The sequence below is a fragment of the Nocardioides jishulii genome (assembly GCF_006007965.1).
GTDB lineage: Bacteria > Actinomycetota > Actinomycetes > Propionibacteriales > Nocardioidaceae > Nocardioides > Nocardioides jishulii.
In genome coordinates, this window is the sequence record NZ_CP040748.1 from 475,920 (window position 1) to 493,969 (window position 18,050).

At 70.2% G+C, this 18,050-nt stretch carries 16 protein-coding genes; 7 read left to right on the top strand and 9 right to left on the bottom strand.

Features of this window, described 5'->3' with window-relative positions:
• Positions 1 to 30: 30 nt before the first annotated feature.
• Complete coding sequence (locus FCL41_RS02165) at positions 31 to 276, bottom strand: elongation factor 1-alpha C-terminal domain-related protein (protein ID WP_239021730.1); 246 nt, start codon at positions 274 to 276, stop codon at positions 31 to 33.
• Between the two features lie 105 nt (positions 277 to 381).
• On the opposite strand from FCL41_RS02165, the gene FCL41_RS02170 reads away from it, so the two are divergent.
• Complete coding sequence (locus FCL41_RS02170) at positions 382 to 1,380, top strand: GmrSD restriction endonuclease domain-containing protein (RefSeq protein ID WP_137064177.1); 999 nt, start codon at positions 382 to 384, stop codon at positions 1,378 to 1,380.
• 63 nt (positions 1,381 to 1,443) lie between these two features.
• Here the strand turns inward: FCL41_RS02170 and FCL41_RS02175 are convergent, their stop codons facing one another.
• From FCL41_RS02175 to cysC, 4 genes are all read right to left on the bottom strand, one after another.
• The gene (locus FCL41_RS02175) at positions 1,444 to 2,724 is read right to left on the bottom strand and encodes a sulfate adenylyltransferase subunit 1 (protein ID WP_420846584.1); all 1,281 of its coding nucleotides are present in this window, start codon (positions 2,722 to 2,724) and stop codon (positions 1,444 to 1,446) included.
• Positions 2,725 to 2,765: 41 nt separating this feature from the next.
• Positions 2,766 to 3,680, bottom strand: a complete 915-nt coding sequence (gene cysD, locus FCL41_RS02180; protein ID WP_137064175.1) for a sulfate adenylyltransferase subunit CysD — start codon at positions 3,678 to 3,680, stop codon at positions 2,766 to 2,768.
• An 88-nt stretch (positions 3,681 to 3,768) separates the two neighbouring features.
• On the bottom strand, positions 3,769 to 4,854 hold the full coding sequence (locus tag FCL41_RS02185) for a sulfite exporter TauE/SafE family protein (protein WP_170970120.1): 1,086 nt from the start codon (positions 4,852 to 4,854) through the stop codon (positions 3,769 to 3,771).
• Positions 4,855 to 4,860: 6 nt separating this feature from the next.
• Positions 4,861 to 6,738, bottom strand: a complete 1,878-nt coding sequence (gene cysC, locus FCL41_RS02190) for an adenylyl-sulfate kinase (protein WP_239021731.1) — start codon at positions 6,736 to 6,738, stop codon at positions 4,861 to 4,863.
• Positions 6,739 to 6,910: 172 nt separating this feature from the next.
• Here cysC and FCL41_RS02195 point away from each other — a divergent pair, with 172 nt between their 5' ends.
• The 6 genes from FCL41_RS02195 (at position 6,911) to FCL41_RS02220 (ending at position 12,643) form a co-directional block, all read left to right on the top strand.
• Complete coding sequence (locus FCL41_RS02195; protein WP_137064173.1) at positions 6,911 to 7,447, top strand: helix-turn-helix domain-containing protein; 537 nt, start codon at positions 6,911 to 6,913, stop codon at positions 7,445 to 7,447.
• A gap of 61 nt (positions 7,448 to 7,508) precedes the next feature.
• Positions 7,509 to 8,513, top strand: a complete 1,005-nt coding sequence (locus FCL41_RS02200; RefSeq protein ID WP_137064172.1) for a hypothetical protein — start codon at positions 7,509 to 7,511, stop codon at positions 8,511 to 8,513.
• A gap of 95 nt (positions 8,514 to 8,608) precedes the next feature.
• A complete protein-coding gene (locus FCL41_RS02205) occupies positions 8,609 to 8,893 on the top strand; it encodes a DUF2516 family protein (RefSeq protein WP_137064171.1) in 285 nt (94 codons plus the stop codon).
• Positions 8,894 to 9,083: 190 nt separating this feature from the next.
• A complete protein-coding gene (locus FCL41_RS02210; RefSeq protein ID WP_239021732.1) occupies positions 9,084 to 10,841 on the top strand; it encodes a nucleoside-diphosphate sugar epimerase/dehydratase in 1,758 nt (585 codons plus the stop codon).
• Positions 10,842 to 11,005: 164 nt separating this feature from the next.
• Positions 11,006 to 11,377, top strand: a complete 372-nt coding sequence (locus tag FCL41_RS02215) for a phosphomannose isomerase type II C-terminal cupin domain (RefSeq protein ID WP_137064169.1) — start codon at positions 11,006 to 11,008, stop codon at positions 11,375 to 11,377.
• Positions 11,378 to 11,491: 114 nt separating this feature from the next.
• Positions 11,492 to 12,643 (top strand): glycosyltransferase family 4 protein, encoded by a 1,152-nt coding sequence (locus FCL41_RS02220; RefSeq protein ID WP_137064168.1) that lies wholly within the window; start codon positions 11,492 to 11,494, stop codon positions 12,641 to 12,643.
• A gap of 12 nt (positions 12,644 to 12,655) precedes the next feature.
• Here FCL41_RS02220 and FCL41_RS02225 read toward each other — a convergent pair whose 3' ends face one another.
• The 4 genes from FCL41_RS02225 to FCL41_RS02240 all read right to left on the bottom strand — a co-directional run bounded on the left by FCL41_RS02225 (position 12,656) and on the right by FCL41_RS02240 (position 17,981).
• Positions 12,656 to 14,053, bottom strand: coding sequence for a sugar nucleotide-binding protein (locus FCL41_RS02225; protein WP_137064167.1), 1,398 nt, complete (start codon positions 14,051 to 14,053; stop codon positions 12,656 to 12,658).
• A gap of 7 nt (positions 14,054 to 14,060) precedes the next feature.
• A complete protein-coding gene (rfbB, locus tag FCL41_RS02230; protein WP_137064166.1) occupies positions 14,061 to 15,074 on the bottom strand; it encodes a dTDP-glucose 4,6-dehydratase in 1,014 nt (337 codons plus the stop codon).
• Between the two features lie 72 nt (positions 15,075 to 15,146).
• Positions 15,147 to 15,950, bottom strand: a complete 804-nt coding sequence (locus FCL41_RS02235) for a hypothetical protein (RefSeq protein ID WP_137064165.1) — start codon at positions 15,948 to 15,950, stop codon at positions 15,147 to 15,149.
• A gap of 159 nt (positions 15,951 to 16,109) precedes the next feature.
• Positions 16,110 to 17,981 (bottom strand): DUF4012 domain-containing protein, encoded by a 1,872-nt coding sequence (locus FCL41_RS02240; protein WP_170970119.1) that lies wholly within the window; start codon positions 17,979 to 17,981, stop codon positions 16,110 to 16,112.
• Between the last annotated feature and the right edge of the window lie 69 nt (positions 17,982 to 18,050).

Sequence of the window (18,050 nt, forward strand, 5' to 3'; positions counted from 1 at the left end):
CGAGCCGTAGGCGTGCTCGCGCGGGTGAGCCTAGCCCGCGCCCTTGATCATCCCCGCGCCGACGGTCACGCCGGTCGCCTCGTCGATCGAGATGAAGGAACCGGTGGGGCGGTTCTTCGAGTACTCGTCGACCAGCAGTGGCACGGTGGTGCGCAGCTGGATGCACCCGATCGCCTTGAGGCCGAGCTCCTTGGTCTCCTGGTCGCGGTGGGGGGTCTTGATGTTCAGACGATGCTGGGGGAAGGCTGCCGGCTTCGGCGAACCGTGGGTGCCCACGGCGTACGAAACCTAGGATCGTGAGCAGAGCTCGGGCTCTGACCTCGTTCGCCCCCTGCTGCTCAGCAGAGGAGGAGCGGCCCGCCGCCGTCACTGGAGACCCGAATGAAATCACCGTTGCGCGCCGTCGCTGCGCTCACGCTGCTCCTGACCTTCGGCGGCTGCGACCTCGATGAGTCGGCCCCTGTGGCTGAGGTGGAGGTCGCAGACCCTGGCGTGACCCAGCCCGAGTCGGACGAACCGGAGCCGGCCGACACCGAGGCTGTCGGCCCCACGCCCACCGCGGCGGCACTCGGGGACGCCGCGACTGTCCTCGCCGCGCTGCCGGTCAAGGGGCGTGCCCCCATGACCGGCTATGACCGAGCCATGTTCGGCCAGGCGTGGATGGACGCCGACCGCAACGGATGCGACACCCGCAACGACATGCTGGCCGCCCACCTCACCGAGATCCGCCTCGAGTCCAACGGGTGCGTGGTCACCTCCGGCGTGCTCGCCGACTCCTACACCGCGACCGTCGTCGACTTCGTGAAGGGCCACGGCGCCCTCGTCGACATCGACCACATCGTCTCCCTGGGCAACTCGTGGGCCACCGGGGCGAGCTTCTGGTCGATGCAGCAACGCGCAGCGCTCGCCAACGACCCGCTCAACCTCCTGCCCGTCGACGCGTCCGCCAACCGACAGAAGGGCGACGGTGACGCCGCCACCTGGCTGCCGCCCAGCAAGTCCTACCGGTGCGAGTACGTCGCCCGCCAGGTCACCGTCAAGCAGAAGTACGGCCTGTGGGTCACCCCGCCCGAGGCCGCCGCGATGCAGCGCATCCTCGTCGCCTGCCCCGGCGAACCCCTCGCCGAGGACCTCGCACAGCTGCCCACCGCCACCGACCAGCGTGTCCCCGAGCCGACCCCGACACGCACACCCGCCCCGGCGCCCGCGCCCGAGCCCGCGCCCGCGCCCGCGCCCGCGCCCGCGCCTGAGGCTCCGGCCCCCGTCTACTTCGCCAACTGCACCGCAGCCCGTGCTGCGGGCGCCGCCCCCGTCCGCGTCGGTGACCCCGGCTACGGGCGACACCTCGACCGCGACGGTGACGGGGTCGGCTGCGAGTGAGACACAGACAAGGCCCCGGCGACCGTGACGGTCCCCGGGGCCTCGCTGCGCAGCGTACGAGCCTCAGCCAGCGCTGTTGATCATGCCGGCGCCGACTGTCACGCCGGTCGCCTCGTCGATCAGGATGAAGGAGCCGGTGGTGCGGTTCTTCGAGTACTCGTCGACCAGCAGCGGCACCGTGGTGCGCAGCTGGATGCGGCCGATCTCGTTGAGACCGAGCTCCTTGGTCTCCTGGTCGCGGTGCAGGGTGTTGATGTCCAGGCGGTACTGGATGTCCTTCACCAGGGCGCGACCGTTGCGGGTGGTGTGCTTGATGGCGAGCTTCTGGCGCGGACGCAGCGGCTCGTTGGTCATCCAGCAGACCATCGCGTCGATGTCCTGGCTCGGCGTCGGGGCGTTGTTGACGCGGGCGATCATGTCGCCACGGCTCACGTCGACGTCGTCCTCGAGGCGCACGGTGACCGACATGGGCGGGAAGGCCTGGTCGACCTCCTTGTCGAAGAGGTCGATGCCGGCGATCCTCGAGGTCATGCCGCTGGGCAGCACGATGACCTCGTCGCCCTTCTTCAGCACGCCACCGGCGACCTGGCCCGCGTAGCCGCGGTAGTCGTGGAACTCGTCCGACTTCGGCCGTACGACGTACTGCACGGGGAAGCGGACGTCGACCAGGTCGCGGTCGCTCGCGACGTGCACGTGCTCGAGGTGGTGCATGAGGGTCGGGCCCTCGTACCACGGAGTGTTCTCCGAGCGGTTGACGACGTTGTCGCCCTGGAGCGCCGAGATCGGGATGACCTCGAGGTCAGGGATGTTGAGCTTCGTCGCGAACTGGGTGAACTCGGCGTGGATCTTGTTGTAGATCTCCTCGTCCCAGTCGACCAGGTCCATCTTGTTGATCGCCAGCACCAGGTGGGGCACCCGCAGCAGGCTCAGCAGCACGGCGTGACGGCGCGACTGCTCGGTGAGGCCGTTGCGGGCGTCGACCAGCACCAGGCCCAGGTCGGCGGTCGAGGCGCCGGTCACCATGTTGCGCGTGTACTGGATGTGGCCGGGGGTGTCGGCGATGATGAACTTGCGCTGCGGGGTCGCGAAGTAGCGGTAGGCCACGTCGATCGTGATGCCCTGCTCGCGCTCCGAGCGCAGACCGTCGGTCAGCAGCGAGAGGTCGACGTAGTCGTCGCCGCGCGCCTCGGAGGTGTTCTCGATCGCCTCGAGCTGGTCGGCGAAGATCGACTTGGAGTCGAAGAGCAGGCGACCGATGAGGGTCGACTTGCCGTCGTCGACCGAGCCGGCGGTCGCGAACCGCAGGAGGTCCATCTGAGGCTTCTCAGTGGCGATCACCGGCATGTCGTCGGCGGTGATCTCGGGGCTGGTCTCAGCGGTGGCCATCAGAAGTAGCCTTCCTTCTTGCGGTCTTCCATGGCTGCTTCGGAGAAGCGGTCGTCACCGCGGGTCGCTCCGCGCTCGGTCAGTCGGGCGACCGAGATCTCCTCGATGATCTCGTCGAGGGTGCTGGCCGTCGACTCCACGCAACCGGTGAGCGTGATGTCGCCACAGGTGCGGAAGCGGACCGTACGCTCGGTCACGACCTCGCCCTCACGCAGCGGGTTGAGCGGGGTCTCGCTCATCAGCATGCCGTCGCGCTCGAAGACGCGGCGCTGGTGGGCGAAGTAGATCTGGGGGATCTCGATCTCCTCGCGGCGGATGTAGTCCCAGATGTCCAGCTCGGTCCAGTTGGAGATCGGGAAGATGCGCATGTGCTCGCCGGCGTGCAGGCGGCCGTTGTAGAGGCTCCACAGCTCGGGGCGCTGCATTTTCGGGTCCCACTGGCCGAACTCGTCGCGGTGGGAGTAGACGCGCTCCTTGGCGCGGGCCTTCTCCTCGTCGCGACGGCCACCACCGAAGGCGGCGGTGAAGCCGTTCTCCTCGATGGCGTTGAGCAGCGTCGGGGTCTGCAGGCGGTTGCGCGAGGTCTTGCCGTCGTCGACGACGATGCCGCGGGCGATCGCGTCGTCGATGGAGGCCACCACGAGCTTGACGCCGAGGCGCTGGACCCAGCGGTCGCGGGTCTCGCCCACCTCGTCGAAGTCGAGCCCGTTGTCGATCTGGAGGATCGGGAAGGGGATCTTGGCAGGGTAGAAGGCCTTCTCCGCCAGGCGGAGCATGACGATGGAGTCCTTGCCACCGGAGAACATCAGGACCGGCTTCTCGAACTCGGCGGCGACCTCACGGAAAATGTGGATCGACTCCGCCTCGAGCTGGTCCAGCTGACTCAGCTGGTAGTCGGCGTGCGTCTGGGTCATGGTGATTCTTCGGGACCTCTCCTTGGGACAGCAGCGGCCATCGTAGCCTTGCTGCTGGATCGAGCTGAAACGCGTCTTGGCGCGGCGGCTACGTGTGGTTGCGCGCGTCACTTCCGCCGTCGGGCTGACCGTCGTGGGACCGGGGGACGTGGCCAGCGCCGCGACCCTCCAGCACCTCGGGGTGGAAGTCGGGGACGTCCAGCTCCTCCACGGTCGGTGTGCCGAACATCGGCAGGCCCACCGTGCGGCGGACCACACCCCACACCAGCGGCACCACGACGACCATCGCGAGGCCGACGTAGGCGACCAGCATCGGGTTGGTCTCGTCGGCTCCGGCGCCCAGCGGGCCCCAGCCGGCCTTGTCGAGCAGCGCGACGCCGGACATGGTCAGCACCACCACGATGGCGCGTCGGATGAACGACTGACGGATGCGCGGAGCCAGCTTGGCGCCGAGGATCGTGCCCGGCACCGAGCCCAGGATCAACGGGATCGTGATGCCGAAGTCGAGGCCGTGGATCGCGATGTTGGAGATGGCCGCGGCGAGCACGAGCGGGACGGCCTGCACCAGGTCGGTGCCGACCAGCTTCACGGCGCTGAGCCCGGGGTAGAGCATCAGCAGGCAGATCATGATGACCGACCCCGAGCCGACGCTGGTGATGCCCACGAGCAGGCCGCCGGCGACACCCACGAGGAACGTGGGCAGCGGGCGGATGACTGGGTTGTCGTCGCTCACGAAGGTGCCACGACGCACCCGCAGCAGGTTGAGGTAGAGACGCCCGGCGTAGGTCGCGGCTGCGAGGAGCAGCGCGAAGCCGATGCAGAGCTTGAGGGTCTTGTCGAGGTGCTCGGGCGACTCGGTGAACCAGGAGACCAGGTAGGGCCCGAGCAGCGCCGTGGGCACCGAGCCCAGGATCAGCCACTTGGCCAGCTGCATGTTGGGGGAGCCCTCGCGCTTGTGCACGATGGCGCCGCCCGTCTTGTAGACCGCGGCGGCGGTGAGGTCGGCGGTGACCACCGTGGCGGTGTCACCGACGCCCAGGAAGATCAGGGCAGGCGTCATGAGGGCGCCGCCACCCATGCCGGTGAGGCCGACGACGACGCCGACCACGAAGCCGGCGATCATCACGGAGAAGAACGACCAGGTGAGCCAGTCGAGCAGGGTGAGAGCTTCCATCGGTCCTCAGTCCCGGGTCAGCGGCGGCAGGCCCGCCTGGAGAAGGGTGGTGATGCGTGCGGCCGCGACCTGCGCCCGCTCGCGTCCGCGCCGGTAGGGGTCGGAGATGTCGTGCTCCGGCGTGCTCGGCACACGGTACTGCCCGGCCCACTCGATGAGGTGGCGCCCGCCGAGGTCGCTGCCCTGGACCGTCTCGGTCCACTGGGCCAGCGTGAAGATCTTGCGGAACGCCTGCGGGTGACGCTCCGTGAGGAAGTCGGCGTGGCTGGTCTCCGCGGTGAGGACCAGGTCGGCGGCCTCGATCACCTCCGCGGTCACCGGGTGGCTGGCGAAGCGCCGGTTCTGGACGTCCTCGGGGAGGAACTCCGCGATGACGGGGTCCATGGAGCGCCCCTGCTTGGCCTCCGTGCCGGTCGAGGCGAACTCCAACGCGTTGCCCACGATCGACTGCGCGGTCATCTCCATGAAGGGGGAGCGGCAGACGTTGGCGGTGCACACGAAGAGGACGGTGAGCCGTCCGGCGCCGCGGGAGCCGCCCCGGTGGGAGGCGGCACGCTGCGGGCGCGCGAGGGCCGACGGCGCCTCGGTGGCGACGGGTGCCGTCGCGGCCGGGGCAGCGGGGGTCGAGGGTGCGGCGGCCATCCTGACGGGCTCGACGCGCGAGGGGTTGTCCGACGTACGCACGTCGAGGAGGCCGCTCTCGGCGAGCGCCTGCACGACGTCGTCGAGCGCGTCCTCGATGGAGCGGCCCGTGGTGTCGACGACGACGCTGGCGTCGGTGGGGGCCTCGTAGGGCGAGGAGATGCCGGTGAACTCGGGGATCTCGCCGCGCCGTGCCTTGGCGTAGAGGCCCTTGCGGTCACGGCGCTCGCACTCCTCGACCGGCGTGGCCACGTGGACGAGGAAGAAGGCCCCGCCCGCGGACTCGACCATCTCGCGCACCTCGGCACGGGTCTGGGCGAAGGGGGCGATCGGGCTGCAGACCGCGAGGCCGCCGTGGCGGGCGATCTCGGCCGCGACCCAGCCGATGCGACGGATGTTGGTCTCGCGGTCGGCCTTGCTGAAGGTGAGGCCGGCGGAGAGGTTGCGGCGCACGACGTCGCCGTCGAGGGAGGTGACGGTGCGCCTGCCCTGCTCCAGGACGCGGTCCATGAGGGCGCGGGCGAGGGTGGACTTGCCGCTGCCCGAGAGTCCGGTGAAGAAGAGCACGAGCCCCTGGTCGGCCGGGGCAGGGCGGTCCTGGCGGACCACCTCGGCGACCTCAGCGGGGAAGTCGGTCAGGGTGGGCTCCACCGCGCGGGGCGGGAGCGGCCAGACCGGGTCGCCGTTGGCGTACGTCGTCACGACCCGCTCGCGCAGCCGTGCGTCGGCGGCCGCGTCGCCGTGGGCGGCGAGGGGCACCGCGACCACGACGGCGTCGGGCAGCACCTTCGCCGCCGCGACCGTGGCGCGCACCAGCGCGACGGGGGAGAGGCGCGGGGTGCCGACGCCGGTGAGGGCCAGCAGGACGACCGCGCCGCGGTGGCGCAGGCGGTTGAGCTCGTCGGTGGTCAGGGCGTCGTCGACCGGGATCCAGCTGCGGCCCGGGTAGGAGGAGCGCGCCTGGGCGGGAGTCAGGTGCAGGCGGCGGAAGGGGCCGTACTGCGCGTGGCTCAGGGAGGTCAGGGAGCCGTCGGCCTCCACGCGTGCCAGGGGCAGCCCCTCCGGGTCGACCAGCTCCACCGCGCGGCCACGCAGCTCCTCGGGGAGGTCGAGGGTGACGAGCGCATCAGGGTCGCGCGGGTCGTCGAAACGGGTACGCGGCGCCAGTGCGCCACTCAGCAGGAGCTCGAGGTCGTCGAGCTCCCGCGGCGAGGGGCAGTGCTGCGGAAGAGTTGGGGACACGGGCGCCATCATCGCAAGGTCGAGCAACTTGGTGGAGCAAGACCTCGGGGTTGGACACGTCGGAAGGTGTTTGGACACACCGGGAGGCGGTGTGGACACACCGGGGAGGCGGGTGAGGCGGCTCACTCGCAGGGTGCTTGCAATTGTTAGCAAGAGTTAGCAGGATGAAGGCATGAGCCCCAAGCGCCCCGTCGCGGACAAGCCGGAGAAGACCTCCGTGCTGGGCAAGACCGCCAAGACGGCCAAGGCTGGGGTCGCCGCGGGCAAGGCCGGAGTCGCGGTCGGAGCCGTGGCCGGTGCGCAGGTCGGTGCCGGAGTGGGCAAGGTCGGTGACTTCCTCCGGGAGCAACGCCTCGCCTCTCGCCTCTCGCTCCGTCAGGTCGCCGACCTGGCCGGCGTCTCCAACCCCTACCTCAGCCAGATCGAGCGCGGGTTGCGCAAGCCGTCGGCGGAGGTGCTCCAGCAGCTCGCCAAGGCCCTGCGCATCTCCGCGGAGCAGCTCTACGTGCAGGCCGGCCTGATCACCCCTGACAGCCCGGCCGCCACCCGGACCAGCGTCGAGGCCGCCGTCCTCGCCGACCACCGACTCACTCCCAGCCAGCGCACGACGCTGCTGGAGATCCACGCCTCGTTCGTCGCCCTCAACGGCACCGGCGAAGAGACGGACCCCGAGCAGGGGCCCGAGTCCGAGGCCACCACCGGCGACTGATCGCCACCCACTCGTACGACCCGCTGGAGGGGCGGGAAGTCACCCAAGGAGAGGAACCATCATGGCCACCACGACCAAGATCGACGTCAAGGCCGTCCGCGACGAGGCAGGCCGCGTGTTCTACGCCGGCGTGGGCGTCAACGACCTGGCTGTCGCCACCGTGCTCGACACCGTCAACGACGTGACCAAGAAGGCCTCCCAGCGCCTCGGCGGCGTCCAGAGTGACCTCGAGAACCGTGTCGAGGCAGCGAGGAAGATCGACCTCGCTCCCAAGGCGCTCTACGCCCAGGCCAAGGGACTCGTCGGCCAGGGGATCGGCACCGTCACGAGCCAGTACGAGGAGCTCGCCAAGCGCGGCGAGGACGTCGTCGGCCGCATCCGCCTGCAGGACCGGGTCGCCGGCGCGACCAGCCGGGTCACCGCGGCCACCGGGTCCGTGACCGGTCGGGTGGAGAAGGTCTCCGAGATCGTCACCGGGCGCGTCGATCGCGTCTCCGACACCGTCTCCGACGCCGTCGAGATGCTCGCCGAGTCGGTCAACGAGACCGTCGCCCCCGTGCGCAAGATCGTCAGCCGCAAGGCCAGCGAGATGCAGGAGACCCTCGAGCTCGTCGCGGACGACCTGGCGACCAACGTCTCCGAGGGCGCCGACGAGGTGGCGGCCGCCGTCGCGAACCCGCCGAAGCCCGAGAAGGTCAAGAAGCCTGCGGAGAAGAAGGCCCCGGTGGCGAAGAAGGCGCCCGTCGCCAAGCCGGCCAAGGCTGCCAAGCCCGCCAAGGCCGCCAAGGCCGCCAAGCCTGCTCCGGCCGCCAAGGCGACTCCTGCCAAGGCCGCTCCGGCCAAGCCTGCCTCGGCTACCAAGGCCGCTCCGGCCAAGCCTGCCTCGGCTACCAAGGCCGCCCCGGTCAAGCCGGCTCCCGCGAAGGCCACCCCGGTCACCCCGACCGCCGCCCCCGCTCCGGCGGCCAAGGCCTCAGGTGCGGCTGCCAAGAAGGCTCCTGCGAAGAAGGCCCCGGCGGCGAAGAAGGCCCCGGCCACGCCTTCCGCCCCGAAGTCCGACTCCTGAGTCACCCCCGCACCACCCGCGAAGCCCCCGGCGCGCCGCCGGGGGCTTCGTGCGTCTGCGTACGGTGGCCGCTGGTCGGTCAGTAGGCTGGCGGCGTGGACATCTTCAGCCTCCAGAGCAACGTGCTCTTCGTCGGCTTCCTCATCGTGCTCTGCCTGAAGGGCTTCGCCTTCGTCGCCGCGATGACCTTCCCGGCTCCCGCCTACGAGGCGGCCTCCAAGTTCACCAAGGTGGGATGGGGTCTGATCCTCGGCCTCGGGCTCGCCGCGCAGCTGATCCTGTGGAGCCCCATCGGCATCATCAACATCCTCTTCCTGGTCGCCGCCTGCGTCTTCCTGGTCGACGTACGCCCGGCGTTGCGCAGCATCACTCGCCGCTGAGCGGCTCGCCCGTTCTGGACCGGTCCAGAACGGGATCGTGTCCAAAACTTTTGGACCCTCTCCACCTTCTCCTCCAACCGTGAGAGGATGCTCCGCGTGCCGGGCTGCCCCACGCGGCCCCTGACCGTTGGGGAGTGAGACTCCAGTGACTGACTGGATGTCGAGATTGCAGCGTCACCGAACGCTGGTGGTGACGACGTTCGACGTGATCGTCTGGGTCGCCTCGTTCCTGGTCTGGACCGTCGTCCGCCTGGAGGGCGAGGTCACCGACGGATACTTCGGCGCCGCGCTGATGCTGGGTGTGACCGCTGCCGCCCTGCACCTCATCCTCGGCTCCCCCGTGAGGCTGCACCAGGGGCGCTCCAAGCTGGCCAGCCTGGAGGAGGCCATCCGGCTCACGCTCGTCACCGTGAGCGTGGCCGCCCTGGTCTTCGTGGCCAACTTCAGCGGGCTGTGGGTCCCGCGCTCGATCCCTGCCGGGGCCGGCCTGCTCACCGTCATCGTCTGCCTCTTCGGGCGGGCGGCGTGGCGCCGGGTGAAGGAGATGCAGCGCGAGCGCGAGCAGCGCGAAGGCACCACCCGCGTCCTGCTCATCGGTGCCGGAGAGTCGGCCTACGACCTCGTCGTCTCGATGCTGCGTGACCCTGCCAAGGTCTGGCGGCCGGTCGGCATGCTCGACGACGACCCGGCCAAGCGCCACTACCGCGTGCGCGGCGTGCAGGTGCTCGGCACAACGGATCAGATCGCCGAGATCGCCGCCGCGACCGAGGTCGACACCATCGTGATCGCCATCCCCAGCGCGGATGCCGAGACGATCGCTCGCTTCAACCTCGCCGGCGTCGAGGCCGGGCTCAAGGTCAAGGTGCTCCCGGCGCCGACCGAGAACCTCGGCGAGCACGTCGGCATCCGCGACCTGCGCGACATCGACCTGCACGACGTCCTGGGGCGCAACCAGCTCGACACCGACATCGAGTCGATCGCCGACTACATTGCCGGCAAGCGCGTCCTGGTCACCGGAGCCGGTGGCTCGATCGGCTCCGAGCTCTGCCGCCAGATCCACCGCTTCAAGCCGGCCGACCTGATGATGCTCGACCGGGACGAGTCCGCGCTGCACTCGGTGCAGCTGTCGATCCACGGACGGGCGCTGCTCGACTCCGACGACGTGATCCTCAACGACATCCGCGACATCGACGCCCTGCGCGAGATCTTCCACGACCGGCGTCCCGAGGTGGTCTTCCACGCGGCCGCGTTGAAGCACCTGCCGATGCTGGAGCAGTTCCCCGCCGAGGCGGTGAAGACCAACGTGCTCGGCACCCGCAACGTGCTGCAGGTTTCCCGCGAGGTCGGCGTCGAGCGCTTCGTCAACATCTCCACGGACAAGGCTGCCAACCCGGCCAGCGTGCTGGGCTACTCCAAGCGCGTGGCTGAGATGATCACCGCCGAGGTGGCCCAGCGGGCCCTCGCCGAGGGCGGCGGCGCCTACCTCTCGGTGCGCTTCGGCAACGTCCTCGGCAGCCGCGGCAGCGTGCTCACCGCGTTTGCCTCCCAGATCGCCGCCGGCGGTCCGGTGACGGTGACCGACCCCGAGGTGACCCGCTACTTCATGACGATCGTCGAGGCCTGCCAGCTCGTCGTCCAGGCGGCCGCGATCGGCGAGCCGGGCGAGGCGCTCGTGCTCGACATGGGAGAGCCGATCAAGATCCTCGACGTCGCCAAGCAGCTCATCGACCAGTCCGGCCGGCCGATCCGCATCGAGTTCACCGGGCTGCGTGAGGGCGAGAAGATGCACGAGGAGCTCTTCGGTGACGACGAGCCCACCGACCAGCGCCCCCGCCACCAGGCCGTCTCGCACGTGCCGGTGCCCGGGGTCGACGACGCGGTGATCGACTCCCTCCCGCTGACGGGCCCGCGCCGCAAGATCATCGACGAGCTCGCCTCGCTCTGCTGACCAGCTCCGCTGACCCACGCGGCTGGCTCGGCTGCCCTGAGCGGACCGAGTGCCCTCTCCCGTCGTCGTGCCCGATAGGGCAGGATGCATCTCACTGACGGGCCGGTAACAGAGAGTTACGCTGTGGGAGTCCGCCTTCGGGGGCGCAGGTAGAGGGAGCAGAAATGGCACTGGAGTCCGAGCAGCGACCGTGGGGTTCCTGGCATGTCATCGACGACGGCAAGGGCTACAAGGTCAAGCGCATCCACGTCGACCCGGGCCAGCGCCTCTCCTACCAGACACACGCCCACCGCTCCGAGCACTGGGTCGTCATCTTCGGCATGGCCACCTGCGTCGTCGACGGCGAGACGATCGTGGTCGGGCCCGGCCAGTCCGTCGATGTGAGCGTCGGCGCGGCCCACCGGATCTCCAACATGCACTCCGAAGAGCTCGTGATCATCGAGGTGCAGCACGGCGCCTACACCGGTGAGGACGACATCTGCCGGCTCGAGGACGACTACGGGCGCGAGGAGGAGGCGGCGCACGCCGCTCACTGAGTCGCCGCCGCTCGCAGCGAGGCTGACCAGAGGACGAGACCCCCTGCCGCCTTCGCGCCCCGGCGCAGCGTGGTGGGGCAGACTGCTTCCTTGATCCGGGGGAAGGGGAGTGACATGCGAGTCGAACGGGTGCTGGTCCTCGTCGCGCACTTCCCACCCGCCTTTCTCGGTGGTGGCCCGATCCGCACGCTCGACGCCTTCGTGCGAGCTGCACCCGGGGACGTGTCGGTCGACGTCCTGACCAGCGACCGGGACCTCCACCAGTCCGTGCAGCTGAGGGTCGCGAGCGACCAGTGGATCGAGAGCGAGCACGGCCGGATCAAGTACGCGAGCGTGGGCAGCCTGTCCGGCTTCCTGCGCACCCTGCTGGGCACCAGCAGGCCGCGCCCCGACGTCGTCTATGTCAACAGCTTCTTCCACCCCCTCTTCTCGATCCTGCCGTGGCTGCTGCTGCGGCTCGGGTGCTGGCGCGGAGCGACGTTCCTCCTCGCCCCGCGCGGCGAGTTCGGCCATGAGGCGCTGGCGATCAAGACCACCAAGAAGATGGCGGTCATCCGGCTCTTCAAGCTCCTGCGCCTGCCCCGGCGGGTGGTGTGGCACGCCTCCACCGAGGCCGAGGCGGTCAGCATCCGCCGCGTGATGGGCGAGGACGCTCGCATCGTCGTGCGCCGCGACGACACCGACCTGCCCGACACCGCCCGCGCGGTCGTGGCCCGCGAGCCGGGTCCGTTCCGGCTCGTGCACCTCGGGCGGCTCGTCCCGATCAAGGGCCTCGACGTCCTGCTCGTGGCGCTGCGGGAGGTGAACTCGCCGGTGGTCCTGGACGTCTACGGTCCCTTCGAGGACCCCGGCCACGTGGACCTCTGTCGCAGCCTCGCCACGCGTCTCCCGCCCCACGTCCGGGTCAACGTCGCCGGACCGGTGCGGCCCGAGGAGGTCGAGGGGGTGCTGGCCGCCGCCGACCTGATGGCGATGCCGACCCGGCAGGAGAGCTTCGGGCACGTGATCGCCGAGGCGCTGTCGGCCTCCTGCCCGGTGATGATCCCCGACACCACGCCGTGGACCGACGTCCTGCGCGCCGGTGGTGGCGTCGTGGTGGAGGATCGCGAGCCCACGACGTGGACCCGCGCCCTCGACGACTACCTGGCTGCTGGCCCGGACGCCTGGACCGAACGACGGCAGCTCGCGGGAGCGGCCTACGACAAGTGGGTCGTGGAGTCCGCCGACGCCCACGTGGTCGAGAAGCTGCGGGCTCTGACCCGCTGATCAGGCCGCTGATCAGGCCAGGTGGCGGCGCAGCGCCGTCGCCGCGTCCTCACTGACGAAACCGGTCTCCGCCAGCCGCGACAGGTCCAGCACGCTGCGCGCAGGGCGCGGGGCGACGTCGGTCCGGTCACCGACGTACGCCTCGGTGGTGGTGGGCGAGACGCGCTCGGGGTCGGCGCCGACGAGCGAGAAGACGTCGCGGGCGACCTCGTGCCAGGACTGCACAGGGCCGCTGTTGGTGACGTTGTAGGGGCCCCACGGCGCCCCGCTCTCCAGCAGGTGGCGGGTGGCACGAGTCAGCTCGCCGGTGAAGGTGAGCCGGCCGAGCTGGTCGTCGACCACACTCGGGTCGACCCCCTGCTCGGCGAGCCGGCGCATGGTGGCGACGAAGTTGCTGCCCTCACCGATGACCCACGACGTACGGATGACGTAGTGGTGCGGCGCCGCGGCGACGGCCAGGTCACCGGCTGCCTTGGACTGGCCGTACACGCCCAGCGGGGAGAGCGGGGACTCCTCGGTGTAGCCGTAGGTCGGGGACTCAAGGCCGTCGAAGACGTAGTCGGTCGAGAAGTGCACGAGGGTGAAGCCGTGCTCGCGAGCGAGCGCTGCGAGCCGGGCAGGCGCCGCGGCGTTCGTTGCCCAGGCGGCCCTGCGGCCCTCCGGCGTCTCGGCCGCGTCGACCGCCGTGAAGGCGGCCGCGTTGAGGACCACGTCGTGGGCCCGCCAGTCCCACGACTCGACGGCGTCCTCGTCGGTGAGGTCGAGCTCTTCACGCGTCACCACGTGGGCGTCGTCGAACTCCGCCGCCAGGGCCCGCCCCAGCTGGCCGCCACCGCCGATCACCAGCGGACGCTGTCGCGGGATGGCGGTCGTGGGGTCGAGGCGCGGGTTGTGGCGGTCCTTCTCGGAGATCTCCGACTCGGCCAGGGGGATCGGCCAGACGATCGCCACCGTCGGGTCGTCGAGGGCCAACGCCGGGTAGGTCAGCCCCTCACGCCAGTGCTGGTTGACCAGGTAGGTGTAGGCGGTCCCGTCGACCAGGGTCTGGTAGGAGTTGCCGACGCCCCGCGGCACGAAGACAGCCACGCTGGGGTCCATCTCGAGGGTGAAGGTCGCACCGAACGACGCACCGGCGCGCATGTCGACCCACGCCGCGAAGATCCGGCCGGTGGCCAGCGAGATGAACTTGTCCCACGGCTCGGTGTGGATGCCCCGCGTGACCCCGCGGTCGGTGTTGAAGGAGACGTTGTTCTGCACCGGGCCGAAGTCGGGCAGCCCGGCGGCGAGCATCTTCTCGCGCTGCCAGTTCTCCTTGAAGAAGCCGCGGGCGTCGGCGCGCAGGTCGAGCCGGACGACGAGGAGGCCCGGGATCGGCGTGGTCTCGACGCGGGGGAGCGCTCCGTTGCTCATCGGGCAGTCAGTGTCCCTTCACGGCGTACGCCGCCTCGGTCACGGCCTTGGCCGGTCGCCACCACGCCTCGTTGGCGCGGTACCAGTCCACGGTACGTGCCAGACCCTCGGCGAAGTCGGCGTAGCGCGGGGACCAGCCCAGCTCGGTGCGCAGCTTGGTGGAGTCGATCGCGTAGCGCAGGTCGTGGCCGGCGCGGTCGGTGACGTGGACGAAGTCGTCGGCGGGGCGGCCGAAGGCCTCCAGCAGCATGCGCACCACCGTGAGGTTGTCGTGCTCGCCGTCGGCGCCGATCAGGTAGGTCTCCCCGATCCGGCCGGCGGTGAGGATCCGCCAGACTGCGGCGGAGTGGTCGTCGGCGTGGATCCAGTCGCGGACGTTGGCGCCGCTGCCGTACAGGCGCGGCTGACGGCCGTCGATCAGCTCGGTGACCTGGCGCGGGATGAACTTCTCCACGTGCTGCCACGGGCCGTAGTTGTTGGAGCAGTTGGAGAGCGTCGCCTGCACGCCGAAGCTGCGCACCCACGCGCGTACGAGGTGGTCCGAGGCAGCCTTCGAGGCCGAGTAGGGGCTCGAGGGGTTGTACGCCGTCGACTCGGTGAAGCGCTCGGGGTCGTCCAGGCTGGGGTCGACCAGGGGGAGGTCGCCGTAGACCTCGTCGGTCGAGACGTGGTGGAAGCGGGTGTCGTGGCGACGTACGGCCTCGAGCAGCGTGAACGTGCCGACGATGTTGGTCTGCACGAAGGGGCTCGGGTCGTGCAACGAGTTGTCGTTGTGGGACTCCGCGGCGAAGTGGACGACCGCGTCGTGCCCGGCGACCAGCGGGTCGACCGTCGCCGCGTCGGTGATGTCTCCCACGACCAGCGTCACCCGGTCGCTCGGCAGCGCGTCGATCGCCTCCCGGCTGGAGGCGTAGGTGAGCTTGTCGAGGACCGTCACCGCCACGTCGGTCTCGCGCACGAGGTGGTGCACGAAGTTGGATCCGATGAAGCCGGCGCCGCCGGTGACAAGAACTCGCTCCATGAGGTCGGAGTCTAGGGCGAGGTGGCCGGGCCCGGATCCGCGGTCACGCTCCGTCCCACTGGCGGCGTCGTCCTACCGCTGGAGGCGGGACAGGAGCGGGATGAGCGCAGCGTTCTCCCGGTCCATGAGGGTGACGGCGTCGCCGGCCGACTCCGCTGTCCAGTCGCCGTACTGACTGCTGCCGTAGAGGACGTCGTCGACGACCGCGAACTGGTACAGCACGCCGAACGGGTCCGACTCCCCGCTCGCGGTGTACGCGAAGGTGAACGTCCCGGCTCCGGCGCGGGCGTTCGCCTTGTCGATCGACTCGAAGACCTCCGCGGTGAAGGCGACCTTGTCGGTGTACGAGTCGTTGAAGACGGCGCAGCTCGCGACCGCGTCACGCAGTGCTCGGAGGGTTGCCTGCGCGGCGTCGGCGCTCTCGTAGCCCAGGATCTGACGGGTGCGACTGACCTCGCCGAGGCCTCCGACGCGAGTGCTCAGCTGGTCCTGGAACCCGGACCTGTACAGCACCCCCCAACGGCAGTGGCCCTCCGGCATCTGGATGCCGGCGCCGCGGAGACTGGGGCCGTCGATGAAGGCCTGGCCGTAGGTCTTCGCCCACCCCCGGTCGAGCGGGAACAGCCCGAACGGGATCGGGTCAGCGGCCCCGGACGGCTCCGTCGAGGGCGGCTCCTCGACCGTCGAGGACGGCTCCGCGACCGGCGAGGACGGCTCCGCGACCGGCGTGGGCTCACCGACGGGCTGCGTGTCCCGCGTGCTGGCGGCCGAGGTGGGGGCGGCGTCCTCCTCGTCCCACGCCTGCATCCCCAGCGGGATCGTGATCGCGGCGATCACACCCAGTGCGGCGAGGAGCAGGAGCAGCTTGCGAGTCATGGTGGTACTCGTTCCCTCGGCGGCACGGCGGCACGGCGTCGCGCGCCAGCATGACATGCTCCGTCAGGTCACCGCGTCCTTGAGCGGCCGTCCGGCGCGCCGCGCGACCTCCCGAGCGGCGAACCCGTAGAGCCGCGTCGCCGCGAGGTCACTGGCTGGTCACTGGCTGGCGCGCAACGTCCATGACGAGACGCCCGACAGGGGCGCCAGCTTGCGGCGGGCGGTGCCCTTGACGGACTCCCAGCCCTCGGGGAGGTCGGTGGCCGTGAAGCCGGGTGGCCACCGCACGGTGACCTTGACGTTCTCCGGGCGCACGGTCGGGTGCGGGTCGACGTCGAGGCGGTAGGTCAGCGTCCCGTTCTTGAGCACCGCCGCGTTCGGCACCTCGTACGTCAGTCGCAGCCCTGCCGCCGTCCCCGCGGTGAGCCTCACGTCCTGGGTCACGAACGGACGACCGAAGTAGTCGTCGTCGCTGACCTCGACCGCCTCGACTCCCGCCGGGGTGGAGCTGATGGCCTCCACCAGCTCGGCCTCCTTGGGGAGCAAGGCGGCGAGGCGGACCTCGAGCGTCGGGTCGGTGTAGGCGTGCATCTCGCCCGGCATCGAGGCGGGCCCGAGGTTGTCGAGCGTGACCTCCAGTGTGACGCGCGCCGAGCCGTCGCCGCGGAGCTTCACGTCGGAAGTGAGCGTCTTCTGCTGGAAGTAGTCGGCCTTCGAACCGACGAGGTTCTGGGTGAAGACGCCGACGTAGTCGCCGTCGGTGTCGGAGAGGTCGCCGTCGAAGCCCAGCCGCGCCATCGCCTCCTGGGCATCGTCGTCGCGCAGGTAGAGGGCCAGGTGGCGGCCCTTCGCGGAGTCGTTGAGGGCGAGCATCGTGCCGACGAAGTCGACGCCCGAAAAGATCCGGTCCATGAACGCCGGGATCAGCGCCTTGTTGAGCCGCTTGCGCTTCCGCTGCTCTTCAAGGCTGAAGCGGGCGTAGTCGCCGGAGGTGAGCTGGACGAGGTTGGCGGAGGTGACGGTGCCGACCTCCTCCACCTCGAGCGGACCCGTCACGTCGAGCAGGCGCGCCAGCGCCTGGACGTCGAGTGCGATCACGCCGTCGGGCTCCATGCGCGTCAGGATCTCCCATGCGCGCAGGGTCTCCTCGCCCGCCACCGGCCACGACGGGGCGATGTTGGCGTGGGTGATGCGGCGGGCGCCGTCGGTGGCGAAGGTGTTGCCCTCGACCGGCTCCCAGTGGAACTGCTTGAAGAGCGGGGGCGCGGTCACGACGTCGCGGACCCGGCCGCGGACCAGCGTCCCGGAGTCGAGGTCGACGTGGGAGAAGGTGAGCATCGATCCGCCGGAGAACTTCATCTCGGCCGGGTTCATCAGCGCGACCACGTAGGTGCGCTTGCCGTCCTTGCCGAGCATGTCGGGCATCTGGCCGAGCAGCGGCTCGATCCGGTTGAAGCCAGCCACCGCCGGATCGACCTTGCGCAGCGCGGAGTCACGGGCCTCGGCGGTGGTCGCACCGACGAGGGAGTTGGTGCCGTCGACCTCGTGGAGGTGGTCCTGCGCCGAACGCAGGCGGTCGCCGATCTGCTCCATGCTGACCACGGCCCGTTCGAGGACCTCGAGATCGACGCTGCCGCGGTCGAGCAGCTTCGAGTCCTCACCCGAGACCTCAGGGTAGAGCTCCTCCGCCACCTCCAGCGCCGACGTCATGTCGTCCATCGCGCTGGCCAGGTGGCGTACGTCGCGCACTCCGGAGCCGACGCCCGGCATGAGGCCCCAGAACCAGCCGCTGGGGCCGTTGGTCACCGCGGTGACATCGTCGACGTGGGCACGCGCCTTCGCCAGGTGCTTCCAGCCCTGGTCGGGTTGGCTCTCCCCCAGGGCGGTGACTGACTTGGTCAGCTCGTCCTGGGCAGCGCTCGCGTCTGCGGGCACTCCACGCAGGGGAAGCGCCAGGAGGCCGAGGACGACGAGCAGGAACCCGAGCACCCCCAGCGAGAACATCAGCCAGTGGCGTCGTACGTAACTCACCGCGCCAATGGTGCCAGAGTGACGGGGGCACTTGTGCAACGTTGGCAAAGGTCGACCCCCTAGGGTTGC